The organism is Pseudomonas sp. C11, assembly GCF_034683865.1.
Taxonomy (GTDB): domain Bacteria; phylum Pseudomonadota; class Gammaproteobacteria; order Pseudomonadales; family Pseudomonadaceae; genus Aquipseudomonas.
The window spans coordinates 49,783-62,639 of record NZ_JAWIIP010000001.1 but is presented as its reverse complement, the minus strand read 5'-3'; the positions used below and the strand labels follow the sequence as shown (position 1 = coordinate 62,639).

Here is a 12,857-nt window from a genome sequence, read left to right as displayed (position 1 = left end):
GACTGCTTACCTGCCCACACTGGAGAGCTGACGGACACCCTCGACCAGCGCCTTGCCGTCGATGCCGCGACCGTCCATTTCGGCGATCCATTGCTCGGATACCTGTTGGGCAGCCGCTTCGATAGCCTGATAGGCCTGCGGTTCGATGACCGTAATGGACGCCTCGGGCGACGCTGCGCGGGCATCGGCGATGTACTTGTCCCAGGCCGTGCTGAAGCGCTCGACCAGTGCCGTACCGCTGTTGCGATCCAGGATGGCCTTGAGATCCGCCGGCAGGCTGTCGTACTTGCGCTTGTTCATCAGCATCGTCAGCACCGTGTAGCCGAACGCCGGCTGCCCTGCCTGATCACTGTGAAAATGGGTCACTTCGTTGAGTTTGGTCGGCGGCACCACCTCCCAGGCGGCCATGGCGCCATCGACGACGCCCTTGGAGATGGCCTCGGTCATCTGCGCGGGTGGCATGCTCACCGGCGTCGCGCCAAGTGCCTCGATGGTCTTGGCAATGGTGCGGCTCGACGCCCGCAGCTTGAGCCCGCGAAAGTCTTCCAGCGTCTTGACCGGCTTGTCGCGGGTATGCACATCCATGCCGCCATCGCCGAACAGTGCCAGCACCTTGAACGCTGCGAAGTCTTGTTTGGCGAAACGCTCGTAGTAGTTCCAGATCACCTCGTTGCCGGCCTGGCCGCCGTATGGCAGCAGGAAGGGCAACTCGAGCGCCTCGACACGGGGGAATTTGCCTGGGGAATAGCCAGGTGCCGTCCAGACGATATCGGCCACGCCGTTACGCGCCATGTCCGCCAGGGTTGCTGGCGTGCCGCCCAACTGCATCGAGGGATAGAGCTGGCACTGGATACGGCCCTCGGACTCCTCGCTCAGGTGCTGGCACCAGGGCTCGATGACATTGGCATGGGCATTGGAATTGGCAGGCAGGAAGTGAGCGATCTTGAGGGTGACGGTCTCGGCTTGCGCAGTGGCACTGAGCAACAGGCAAGCGAAGAAAAACGAACGCGTCGCTGATTTCATGGGGAGGTACTCCGTTTTGTTGTTATCGCCGCACCCAGGAGCTCCCACCCCCAGTCAGTCATTAATTAATAAGTTAACGTTTGTGCGACCGGTGTCAACCTGCAAAATTGCCGACCCATTTCGGCAAGCTGCACGAATACGCCAGGTCACTCGGTTCGAGGCCCACACGCAGTCGCTTGCAGTGCCGTTTTTCAGCGGCTGCCCAAGCCTTTCAGCAGGTTGAAAACCTGCCCCGGCAGCCACTTGAGTCACCCCAGGAGCGTGAAAAAAGAAATAACCACCCCGGATGCTATGCCTTTTGTGACCGAGGCAGGTCTTGCAGGAAATCGTTAATTCATTAACCTGTTCGGGAGTTTCTCATAACAACAAAAGCGAGAACCGCCCCATGCTTAGTCGCGCACGGTCACTGGATCTGCCCCGCTCCCCAAACCTTCCCGGCGTTCTCCTCCCCGGACAGAGCGCTTTGCGCACGGGCAAGGAACTGCTGATACGCGATAGCGAAGAGGCTTCGAGCTATCTCGGCGCACGCTACAGCGCCAACCACCTGCAACTCATCGGCAAGCCGGCCGATTTCGCCATGGAGTTGCGCACCCTGCCCATCGGCGATCTGGAGCTGGCCAGCCTGCGCTTTGGCGCGGAGGTTCACCTGCGGCAGGAGCCTTCACAGCGCACACTGCTGATCAGCACGCAAACCCAGGGCTGGGCCCGGATCCAGACCGGCGCCACCTGCCGTGATGGCGGCACCGGCCTGATCGTGATCGACCCGATGGACGACAGGGTGTGCAAGCGCTTCAGCGCCGATAGCCGGCGCATCCATGTACGCGTCCCTTTCGACGCCCTCGAGCGCAAATGCGCGGAACTGCTTGGCCATCGCCTGCAACGACCGCTGCTGTTCGCCCCCTTCGTCGGCGGCAGCGCCCAGCAACACTGGCTCAACCTGCTGCAGGTGCTGCTGGGGCATCTCGAGTCGCCCATCAGCATCGGCGCTGCGGCCATGCACCGGGCGCTCGAAGAGATGGTGCTGCTGACCCTGCTGACCGAACAACCTCACAACCATCGGGAAGCGTTGCTCGCCAGCACCATGAGCCTGGCGCCACGTCACGTACGCAGGGCCGAAGAGTACATGCGCGAACACGCGACATCGCCCCTGACGCTGAGTGATATCGCCAATGCCGTGGGCGTCAGCGTGCGCACGCTCAGTGACGGCTTCCAGCGCAGCCGCCAGCAAAGCCCCATGCAGTTTCTTCGCGACATTCGCCTCAATGGCGTGCACGCGGAACTGCGCCAAGCCGCACCGGACACCAGCGTCGCCGCAGTCGCCGAACGTTGGGGGTTCAACCACCCGGGCCGCTTCTCCAGCGCCTATCGCACACGCTTCGGGCAATTGCCGTCGCAAACCCTGCGCAAACCCTGAAAACCCTGAAGCCAAGTTTTCGCCGGATCTGGATAGCCATCGCCAGATTCGGCTGCCTGTCAGGCACACGCCTGCTTAATCTGGCCTGCAGATACCTACAACAACAATGAGACGGAGCCCGTTCATGTCCTGCATGCCCAAAGCACTGACACTGACGATCGCCATGAGCCTCTGCGGTGTGGCCAATGCCGCAGACAGCGTCACCTTGAAGATCGCGCACTTCCTGCCTGCCACCTCGAACGTGCAACTGAACGTCCTCGAGCCCTGGTGCAAAACCCTCTCCGACGAGTCCCAAGGTCGCATCAAGTGCCAGCTCTACCCGTCCATGCAACTGGGCGGCACCCCGGCGCAACTGGTCGATCAGGTACGCAACGGCGTGGCCGACATCATCTGGACCGCGCCGGGCTACTCCCCAGGCCGCTTCCCCAAGACCGAGGTCATCGAGCTACCCGGCATGATTCCACTGGGCGGCGTTGCCGGTAGCCAGGTCATCTGGAACTTCTACCAGCAGCAACTGCAGGACGAGTACCGCGACTTCAAGGTGCTGGCCATGCATGCCGATGGCGGCATGAACCTGCACACCCGTGATCGCAGCATCCAGAGTCTGAGCGACTTCCAGGGGCTGAAGCTGCGTGCGCCGAACCGCACCATCTCCAATATCCTCTCGGCGCTCGGCGCTCGGCGCGGTTCCGGTGGCCATGCCGCCGGCACAAACCACCGAAGCGATCTCCAAAGGCGTGGTCGATGGTGCTTCGGCCGTGTGGGAAAACGTGGTGCCCACCAAGATCGACGAAGTGACCCGCTACCACACCGACAGCCCTGCCGATAAGCCGGCTCTGGGTGCAACCGCACTGGCCGTGCTGATGAACAAGCGCAAGTTCGACGCCATGCCCGCCGAGCTGCAAGCCATCATCGATCACAACAGCGGCTCGGCGCTGGTGACCCGTTTCGGCGAGGCCTGGGATGTGCAGATCGAAAAGGCCAAGGCCAAGGTGACCGCCGACGGCGACACCATCACCGTGCTCTCTGACGACGCCTACCAGCAGATCATGCAGCGACTCAAGCCCGAAGAAGAGCGCTGGATCGCTCAGGCCAAGGGCTTCGACGGCAAGGCACTGGTCGACGCCGCGCACGCCCTTTACCCCACCCCATGATTTCCCTCCGCGAGCCGCGCAAGGCGGCTCGCCCCATCACCGCACAAGCAGGAGTAGCCAATGTCCGACACGGCTAAATATTACGAGCGCCCACTCAAGTACAGCGAAGCCGAATGGAAGGCTCGGGTAAAACTGGCCGCTGCCTATCGCATCTTCGACCACCTGGGCTGGTCGGAAGCGATCTACAACCACATTTCGCTGCGCGTTCCGGGGCCGGACAATCATTACCTGATCAACCCCTTCGGCCTGCACTACTCGGAAGTGCGCGCCTCCAATCTGGTCAAGGTCGACGTCGACGGCAACATCATCGGCGAATCCGACTGGCCGATTAACCCGGCAGGCTTCACCTTCCACGGTGCCATCCACAAGAACGTGCCCGACGGTCACTGCGTCATGCACCTGCACACCACCGCCACCCTGTCCGTGTGCTGCCTGGAGGAAGGCCTGTCCTATACCAACTTCTATGCGGCCCAGCTCTATGGCCGGGTGGGCTATCACGAGTTCGAGGGCATCACCACCGATCCGACCGAGGGCGATCGCATCGTCGCTGACTCCGAGGGCAAATCCGTGCTGCTGCTGCGCAACCACGGCCCGGTAGTCATCGGCCACACCCTGGAGCAAGCGCTCTCGCTGATGTGGCTGGTCAACCGCGCCTGCGAAATTCAGGTCTGCTCGATGTCGATGGGCAAACTGCGAGCGATTCCGGAAAGCGTTCTGCAAAGGTGCTCGCGCGACTCCTTGAACTTCGACCCGAAATACGGCGCCGGGGAAGACGTGTTCGCGGCCATGACCCGCATCATCGATCGCATCGATTCGAACTACCGCTACTAAATAGCGGCTTGCACATCCGGGCCAGGCCACCGGCAGTTTCAAACCGGCCTGGCCCCTATAGCCAAACCAACACCTGCAAACCAAACGCAAGACAACAGCGGAGAACCACGCCTTATTAGTTAACAAGTTAACTTTTACTCATTACCGACACACCTGCCATCGATACACATGCCAAAGGAAATAAAAACAATGACCCGGCAAACAGTCCGTTACGCGTTGCTTAGCTTGCCCAGCATGATCGCACTCGCCAACAGTGGCCATGCCTCGGCGGATTTTCTCGCCGACAGCAAGGCGTCACTCGAGCTGCGCAACATGTACATGAACAGAGATTTCCGCCAATCCTCGGCTCCCGCCACCCAGGAAGACTGGGGCCAGGGCTTTACCCTGCGTGCGCAATCGGGCTTTACCGAAGGCGTCGTCGGCTTCGGCGTCGATGCCATGGCGCAACTTGGCGTCAAGCTCGACTCCACCCCTCGTAACAGCGGCACTGGCGTACTGGCCGTCAACACCTCGGGCGAGCCGGAAGACTCGTGGAGTGAACTGGGGCTCACGGCGAAGGCGCGCCTCGCCAACAGCACGCTACGCCTCGGTACCCTGCAGCCCGTGCTGCCGGTGGTGATGTACAACGATACCCGACTCCTATCGAGCGCCTTCAATGGCGGCATGCTCACATCCGACAAGGATATCCCCGGCCTGACCCTAAACGCCGGTCGCCTGAACCAGGTCAACCAGCGTGACTCCAGCAGTTGGGATGACCTGAGCTTCGTCTACAACGGTGCCCAGAGCGATCACTTCAGCTTCGCCGGTGGCGCTTATGACCTGCTCGACAACCTCAGCGCCAGTTACTACTACGGCAAACTGGACAACATCTACGATCAGCACTTTCTGGGGCTGGTGAACACCCTGCCACTGGCAGACAAGATCAGCCTGCGCACCGACCTGCGCTACTTCCGCAACAGCGATAGCGGCGAAGGGCTCGGCGGCAAGATCGACAACGACACGATCATGGGCATGCTCACCCTGAGTGTGGGAGCACACAAGTTCGGCGCGGCCTATCAGCAGATGTCGGGCGACGGCAACTTTCCGTTCCTGGCCGGCGGCGACCCCTACAGTGTCAATCTGGTCACCTACAACACCTTCGGCAAAGCGGATACCGATGCCTGGCAACTGCGTTATGACTATGACTTTGCCAGCCTGGGCATTCCCGGTCTGAGCTTCATGACCCGGTACGTGAACGGTTCGGACATCGATACGCCGGTCGTCAGCAACGGCAAGGAATGGGAGCGCGATACCGACCTGGCCTACGTCATCCAGGATGGCAGCCTGAAAGGTCTGAATGTGCGCTGGCGTAATGTCACGTTCCGTTCCGGCAACGGCCTGACCAACGACCTCGACGAGAACCGTCTGATCATTGGCTATACCTTGCCACTGTGGTGATAGCTGAAATCTCTCCTGTGTGAAGAGTCCATTTGGCGCCGCAAGGCGCCATTTTTTTTGCCTGCATCATGCATCGCGCGTTGCGCGTCTGTGTTGGTCGGCGTGTTCTATGGCTGTGAAGTCATCATGTGGGCGTACCGGTACACCGGCCGCTCGGAAGCAATAACGTCATTGGTGGGTAAGTCATTACCCTTTAGCGCAGGACGACCGAATCGCCAGCTTGAAGGCAAGCAGACTGCCTATCCCGGAGCCCCCCATCAGCAAGCTCATGGGCACAGCAGTGCCGTCGTGGAAAACGCCTACCAGCCCACTGAAGACCACACCCAAGCCAAACTGCAGGGAAACGGCCAGCCCGGAAGCGGCCCCAGCCTGCTGAGGGAAGTGCGCCAGCAGGCTGGCCAGGCAGTTGGCGCCGATCAGCCCGGTCACGCTGACGTAGAGCAGGATGCAGATGACCACGGCAGGCAAGCCGCCCAGGCCCAGGCCTCCCACGAGCGCTAGCGCCACCCCGGCCAATGCCACGATAGCGGTGCCGCCTTTGAGCATCTGCTGCGTACCGAATCGGGAAACCAGTCGAGCATTGAGCAGTGTGGCGACGATCACCCCGGCGATGTTCAGCGCGAACAAGCCACCGTAGTGCTGCGGTGATACGCCGAAATACTCGATATAGACGAAGGGCGAGGCTGTGATGAAGGCAAACATGCCAGCGAAGGACAAACCCATGCACAGGATGAAACCCAGCGCCACTGGAGCCCGGAGCATCTGCCCATAAGCGCGAAAGACCTGCCCCAGCGAAGCCCCGCGCTGCTGCAGCGGATGACTTTCCGGCAAATTGAAAGCCACTAGGGCGAGGCAGACGCTGGCGAACGCCAGCAGCAGCAAGAACAGCGAGCGCCAGCCTGCCAGTAGCATCAGATAGCTACCCAGCAAGGGCGCCACCAGCGTCGCCAACATGGTCACCAGGTGCATGAGCGAGAACACCTTGGCGGCCTCGGTCAGGGGAAACAGATCACGCACCACCGCCCTGGCCAACACCGCGGCAGCCGCGCCTCCCAAAGCCTGCAGGAAGCGATACAGCAACAGGGACTCGGCGCTGCTCGCCAACGCACAGCCCAGGCTGGCCGCCACATAGAGGCTGATGCCGAAGAGCAACAGCGGACGCCTACCGAAACGATCCGAAAGCGGTCCGTAGAACAGCATGCCCAGGCACAGGCCAGCCAGAAATACGCTGATGGTGAGCTGAATACCCGCCTCCTGAGCGCCCAGATCAGCCGCGATCAATGGCAGGCTGGGCAGATACAGGTCGATGGAGAGCGGGCCGAAAGCCGTCAGTGCGGCGAGCAGGACAATCAGACGCTGCGGATTGGCGACTGTGGACATACATAATCTCTCGAGGTTGGGGCCGGACAGCTGCCAGATAGTTTGCTGCGGAAGATGAAGAAGCCTTTGCAGGCCAAATGGGAGTTCACTCGACGCGCAAACTAGTTAACAAATTAACAATTTGAATGACCCTGTCAACCTCGGCCTACCACCAGCGCCGGAAAGACGCTCGGAAATACCATTAAGAATCATGTTGATCAGATAGAGATGAAACGAATGACCAGGCGGGAATCGCACACATCAGTTCCTAGGCGACAGCATGGCGAGAGATCCCACAGGTAACCGATGAGCGATAACGAAAAGCACCGAGCGGCCTGAGGCCGCTCGGTCTTTGAGCGCGTGCAAACCAGGCGTCGCCATCCGCATATCGCCAGGTGGAGGCTGCTACACCAACGCCTTTACCTCAGAAGGGAACGGCCACGGTGAACTGGCTGTAAACGTTTGTGCCGTTGCCACCACCCTGCACACCGCCGTTATCCAGACTCTTGTCAGGCTGATACAGGCCGATCAGGGGGGTAATGATCAGGTGATCACTGACAGCCCATTCGGCATACAGATCCAGCTCACGCCCGCTGGTATCGGTGTTGCCACGGGTCTGCAGGGTGTCGAAGTCGAAATACAGCACACCCAGTTTCAGACCTTCCTGCGGAGTGGCCGTGAGACCGACATGGTGGATCTGCGTGTTGCTGTTGAACGGGCCGGCATAGTTGGCGGCCACTTCGCCCTGGAACCAGGTGCCGTAACCACGGCTGAAGCCGTTGAACATCGAATCCCAGCCTTCGGAATAGCGGCTGTAGCGATAGGTAAGGTTGGGCGACCAGGTCACATCGGCAAAGGTGTAGCCTGCCTCGACATACCAGGCTTTTTCATCGCCAGCCGACTTGTCCTGCCAGGCGTACTCGAAGGCGAAGTTGGCGTTCTCCACGCCTGCATTACCCGCCCCGCGCACGCTGTAGATGTCCATGCCGTCACGCTGACGCTGGAAGTCGCTGGCATAGCGCTCATCGACACCAATGCCGTGGATATAGGTGAATGCCAACTCACCCGGCTCGGTGGTGTAGGCCAGTGTGCCAGCGGCCAGCTCGGTCTTGGCCTGGGCGCGGTTATCCGACTTCATCCACATCAGGTCGCCATGCAGGCCTTGCTTGCCACCGATGCGTACCACCGCAGTCTGATCAAAGGCATGACGAGCGGCGAGGTAATAGGCACCGCCTCGGTTCAGCTCGCCATCGGCCACGCCTTTGCCAAAGTTCAGGCCGTCATCGTTGATGATGAAGCCATCACCGATCTTCACCACCTGGCGACCAAAGGAGACATCCAGGCCGTCCTCGCCGAGAACTGGCATCAGGTTACCGGAACGCCAACCGAGATAGGCGTCGTCGATCTTGGTGGTGCGCTCGCTGCCATCCGTGATGCCAGCAGCGTCACCGCTGCCCCAAGTGCCGGAGCTGACCCAGTTAAGCGCGCCATAGGTGGTACCGTTGCCAGAGAGGCCTTGTTCGAAACTCACACCGTACTTGATAAAGCCCTCACGCCAACTGGTACCACCACTGTTGCCGTCATAGCTCTTGCGGCTGTTGAACCAGCCATATACGGCAAGAACATCGGCGTTCAGCTTGGTTTCGCCTTGGTTATAGAACTCATAAGCCTGGGCAGACTGGCCGGCACCAAGGACGGCGACAGCAAGCCCAACGGCTGCGGAGATAGAGATATAGCGACGTTGCTGCATGAGCTGCTCCTATTGTTCTTCTGGCCCGTCCGATAGGACAGGTCTCCAGGTTTGCGCCCTGCAGCGCAGGACGTACCACCGCCCAGCCCTGGTACCCTCCCTCGGCATACCGGATGAGCCTCGACAGCGATGACGACCTATTAGGGAGCGTGTGGATCGGCAATGCTTGACCGCACTTGCCATCGAACTTGACGCCCCACGCCAACAGCGGCGACGCACTCGTTGTGTGCAGCAGTAACAACGGGCGCACCGGGAGTCAGCAACCGAACCGCCGCGGCATAGGGTTCCAGCCCTTGGCAATGGTGTTGCCGACCTTTTGAATGCATTACCTGGACACGGCACGGTTCATGCTTAACATGTTAACGGAAGTGCCAATGCTTCATTCAGTAACATATTAATAATTACAAAGAGGTCGCCATGCACGCTCAGCAGGCCACGTACAGCTCACTCGAAAACTGGCAGCGCTCGATCCAATCGGTTTGTGGCAATTACGAGACCCGCCTGGCTTTCAACGGCACCCTGTTCATCGGTGATGTCTATGCCAAGGAACATGCCGGTCTAACACTGGCGCACCTGAAGACCAATGCCGGCCTGATCTCCCGCACGGCCAAGGCGGATCGCGATGACGACCGTTACTGCTTTCTGGTCAGCCAGCGCAGTGGCTGCTCGCAGATATCCCAAAACGGCCAGACCGTGCACTTGGCACCGGGCGACCTGGTGCTCATGGACTCGGTAGGCTCGTGCGAAATAACCCCACAGGGATTGATCGAGCATGCATCCCTGCACCTGCCGCGAGAAGATGTCCTGCGCACACTCCGTAATGACCGCTCGCTGTTCGGCAAGGTTTCGCCTCGCTGCACCAGCGGCCGCATGCTGCGTCTGCTGGTCGACCAGCTATATCTCAACGAAGCAGGCATCCAGGCCGACGCCAGTGAAGGCGAAGCCATGCTGAGTGCCTTCACCAGCTTGCTCGGCCCCGCCCTGACACAGCGTGATCAGGAAGCAGAGGTCGCCGATTCGATTGCTGGCAATAGCCTGCGGCGCCAGGCGCAACAGTTGATCGAAGAGTCGCTGAGCCACCCCAACCTGACGCCTGTCGCGCTGGCAAGCCGTCTGCAGATATCTGTACGCCAGCTCTATCGACTCTTCGAGGAACAAGGCGACAGCGTATGCCGTTATATCCAACGTACCCGCCTGCAACGCAGTGCCAGTGACCTGATCAACCCCAACCTGCGCCGTGAATCGATTACCGCCATTGCCTACAAGTGGGGTTTCACGGACTCGGCGCACTTCAGCCGTGCATTCAAGAAACAGTTCGAACAATCGCCTAAGGAGTACCGCGTCCAGGCCATCGATCAGTAGCGCAAGGTCGCTGCCCGTAGGAGTCGGCTGAGGCGACCGAGGGTCGCCACGGCCACAGGCTCAGCCAAGCGCGGCCTGGGTTTCCGGAAGAGTCGCACCACCATCCACTACGATGGTCTGACCAGTGATGTAGCTAGCCGCATCCGAAGCTAGGAAAAGCATGGCACCGGCAATATCAGCAGGCTCACCCAGACGCCCCAAGGGTACCCCGCGAGCGATATCTGCGCTGTGGGAGCCATCGCCCAGATTGCCCATCGCCGGGGTGCGGATCATACCCGGCTCGACGCCATTGACCCGCACCCCGCGCCTGGCCAGCTCCAGCGCCGCACTGCGGATGAAGCCATTGACCCCGGCCTTGGACGCCGCGTAGTGGCTCAACCCCGGATAGGCGACCCGTGGCCCGGTGACCGACGAGGTGACCAGCACGCAGCCCTTGCCGCGCTGCTCGAACAACGGCAACGCGCCCTGGGTCAGCCAGAACAGCGCACTGAGATTCACCGCCAGGGTGCGCTGCAGGATCGCCGGGGTGATCTCGGCGAAAGGCGTCAGGGGAAAGTAGCCGGCGTTGTGCACCAGGATGTCCAGGCGCTCCAGCCCGCCCAGCAAAGCGCCGATGGCGGCTTCGTCGGCCAGGTCGATAGCCAGCGCCTGCACCTCATGCCCCTGGCTCTGCAGCTCGCGCGCCAGAGCCTGGGCCGACTGCACCTGCAGGTCGGCAATCAGCACGCGCGCGCCGCTGCCGGCAAAGCCCTCGACGATGCTGCGACCGATACCCTGGGCGCCACCGGTGACCAACACGGTCTGTCCGGCGAAATCGAAGCGCACGGTCATCAGGCACCTCCCAGGCGGTCGAACACCAGGGTCGGCACGTCGACGATACTGGAACCACCATCGGCGACGATACTGGCGCCGGTGATGATCGAGGCTTCGTCACTGATCAGGAAACGGCACACGCTGGCGATCTCCTCGGCACTGGCCGGACGCCGCAGGGGCACGTCGGCGGTAACACGGGCGTAGGCGGCGTCGAGATCTTCGCCGAAGTGCTGCATCAGCGGCTGCATCTCCTCGTCGGCCATCGGCGTGCGCACCCAGCCAGGGCACACGCAGTTGACGCGCACGCCCAACGGGCCATAGTCCCGCGCCAGCGAACGATTGAGACCGAGCAACGCATGCTTGGCTGTGGTGTAGCCGCACACCTGCGGGCCGGCAGCCAACGAGGCGATGGAGCCGAGCAGGACGATGCTACCGCGCCGCTCGATCAGCAACGGCAGGCAGGCCCGGGCGCTGTGGAAAGCACTGTCGAGATTGCTGCGCATAGCGGCCTGCCAGCCTTCGTCGGAAGTTTGTGTAGCAGTGCCGAGGCCATGACCGCCGGCACAGGCCAGCAGCGCATCGAGGCCACCGAAACGGCTGCGGATCTGCTCGACGAAGCCGCTCCAAGCCTCAGCACTGGCGGCATCGCCGACCAGCACCAGGGCACCGGTTTGCGCTGCCACCCGATCCAGTGGCTGACGGCGACGGCCGAGCAGCACCAGGTTGTGCCCGTCCTGTGCCAAGCGCCGGGCGCAGGCTTCACCGATGCCGGTACCTGCCCCGGTGATAACGATAGTCTTCACCTTATTCATCGGGGTATTCCGTACGGTTGATCACACTGCAGTAGGAAGCCACTGGAAAATTGGACAGCTCGTCGAAACCGCCGCCAGCATAGCCGAAGATCTTGCCATCGCTGCGGTGGTTGGCCATGTCGATCATCACCAGGCCCAGGGTCGGCACGATCTTCTCGCGCCAGACGAACAGATACAGCTCATCGGCGATCTTGTAGTAGTGGCAACGATCGGTGTCGCACAGACCCGCCTCCACACCTTTCAGGCACTGCCAGGTGTAAAAGTTTTCGTTGAGGTAGATGTGTTCATAAACCTCAGTCGGGCTATAGCGATAAAGGTTGCGTAACCCTACCAACTCACGGGTCGGCGCATGGGGGCAAGCGCCATCCTGCCACGGCTTTTCCAGGCTGCCATGGAAGAACTCGACGTCCACGCCGGTCAGCAGCTTGCCCGCCAGAGCGCGGTGGTAGAGGCCTTCATGGGTGGTCTGAGCCTCCGGCATGCGGCCGATCACGGCAGTGAAGGAGGTACTGTTGAAATCCAGCACCAGGCTGATTGACCAGTCTTGGCCTTGCTCGTGCTTTAGGAAATCTACCAGGTAGATACCGGGGCGTACCGAAGTGGCGCGGTAGGCTGCGCTGCCCTGCGAATGGCCATCGGCCGCCTGCCAGCTCAGGCTTTCGGACTCGAAGTGGTGAGCGATCTGCCAACCATTGGCGAAGTACAGAGTCAGGTTTCGACCAGCGAGGTCGGCCAGCTTCGGCAGGATGAAGGATTCCGGGGCGAAGCCATCAGCCAGGGCCCCTACAGTGATCCAGTCAGATTTCGTGCTCATGCGGACATCTCGAAGTGGTGGGTGGAGCCTGCATGGTGATGGCTCCAGCCAGTTACGCCTATCAACCAGATGGTTGATAGGCCTGTTA

At 61.1% G+C, this 12,857-nt stretch carries 12 protein-coding genes; 6 read left to right on the top strand and 6 right to left on the bottom strand.

Going from position 1 to position 12,857, the window contains the following annotated elements; translation table 11 throughout:
- Positions 1–6: 6 nt before the first annotated feature.
- Positions 7–1,023, bottom strand: coding sequence for a TRAP transporter substrate-binding protein (locus VC352_RS00270; RefSeq protein ID WP_322977585.1), 1,017 nt, complete (start codon positions 1,021–1,023; stop codon positions 7–9).
- Between the two features lie 463 nt (positions 1,024–1,486).
- On the opposite strand from VC352_RS00270, the gene VC352_RS00265 reads away from it, so the two are divergent.
- The 5 genes from VC352_RS00265 (at position 1,487) to VC352_RS00245 (ending at position 5,859) form a co-directional block, all read left to right on the top strand.
- Positions 1,487–2,437, top strand: a complete 951-nt coding sequence (locus VC352_RS00265) for an AraC family transcriptional regulator (protein WP_322977584.1) — start codon at positions 1,487–1,489, stop codon at positions 2,435–2,437.
- Positions 2,438–2,561: 124 nt separating this feature from the next.
- On the top strand, positions 2,562–3,266 hold the full coding sequence (locus VC352_RS00260) for a hypothetical protein (protein WP_322977583.1): 705 nt from the start codon (positions 2,562–2,564) through the stop codon (positions 3,264–3,266).
- Positions 3,175–3,591: a hypothetical protein gene (locus VC352_RS00255; RefSeq protein WP_416340035.1), complete on the top strand. Its 417-nt coding sequence runs from the start codon at positions 3,175–3,177 to the stop codon at positions 3,589–3,591. Before VC352_RS00260 ends, VC352_RS00255 begins: the two co-directional genes overlap by 92 nt.
- 60 nt (positions 3,592–3,651) lie before the next feature.
- On the top strand, positions 3,652–4,422 hold the full coding sequence (locus VC352_RS00250; RefSeq protein ID WP_322977582.1) for a class II aldolase/adducin family protein: 771 nt from the start codon (positions 3,652–3,654) through the stop codon (positions 4,420–4,422).
- 189 nt (positions 4,423–4,611) lie between these two features.
- Positions 4,612–5,859: an OprD family porin gene (locus tag VC352_RS00245; RefSeq protein WP_416340034.1), complete on the top strand. Its 1,248-nt coding sequence runs from the start codon at positions 4,612–4,614 to the stop codon at positions 5,857–5,859.
- Positions 5,860–6,045: 186 nt separating this feature from the next.
- On the opposite strand, the gene VC352_RS00240 is transcribed toward VC352_RS00245, so the two are convergent.
- Together VC352_RS00240 and VC352_RS00235 are read right to left on the bottom strand one after the other, a co-directional pair.
- Positions 6,046–7,239 (bottom strand): Bcr/CflA family multidrug efflux MFS transporter, encoded by a 1,194-nt coding sequence (locus VC352_RS00240; RefSeq protein ID WP_322977581.1) that lies wholly within the window; start codon positions 7,237–7,239, stop codon positions 6,046–6,048.
- Positions 7,240–7,642: 403 nt separating this feature from the next.
- Positions 7,643–8,968 carry an alginate export family protein gene (locus VC352_RS00235; RefSeq protein WP_322977580.1) on the bottom strand — a complete coding sequence of 442 codons (1,326 nt, stop codon included), beginning with the start codon at positions 8,966–8,968 and terminating at the stop codon, positions 7,643–7,645.
- 417 nt (positions 8,969–9,385) lie between these two features.
- Here VC352_RS00235 and feaR point away from each other — a divergent pair, with 417 nt between their 5' ends.
- Positions 9,386–10,330, top strand: coding sequence for a transcriptional regulator FeaR (feaR, locus tag VC352_RS00230; protein ID WP_322977579.1), 945 nt, complete (start codon positions 9,386–9,388; stop codon positions 10,328–10,330).
- Between the two features lie 60 nt (positions 10,331–10,390).
- On the opposite strand, the gene VC352_RS00225 is transcribed toward feaR, so the two are convergent.
- From VC352_RS00225 to VC352_RS00215, 3 genes are read right to left on the bottom strand one after another with little or no spacing between them, the layout of a single operon-like run.
- Positions 10,391–11,161 carry an SDR family oxidoreductase gene (locus tag VC352_RS00225; protein ID WP_322977578.1) on the bottom strand — a complete coding sequence of 257 codons (771 nt, stop codon included), beginning with the start codon at positions 11,159–11,161 and terminating at the stop codon, positions 10,391–10,393.
- A complete protein-coding gene (locus VC352_RS00220; RefSeq protein ID WP_322977577.1) occupies positions 11,161–11,955 on the bottom strand; it encodes an SDR family oxidoreductase in 795 nt (264 codons plus the stop codon). Before VC352_RS00220 ends, VC352_RS00225 begins: the two co-directional genes overlap by 1 nt.
- Positions 11,948–12,769 (bottom strand): molybdenum cofactor biosynthesis F family protein, encoded by an 822-nt coding sequence (locus VC352_RS00215; protein WP_322977576.1) that lies wholly within the window; start codon positions 12,767–12,769, stop codon positions 11,948–11,950. Before VC352_RS00215 ends, VC352_RS00220 begins: the two co-directional genes overlap by 8 nt.
- Between the last annotated feature and the right edge of the window lie 88 nt (positions 12,770–12,857).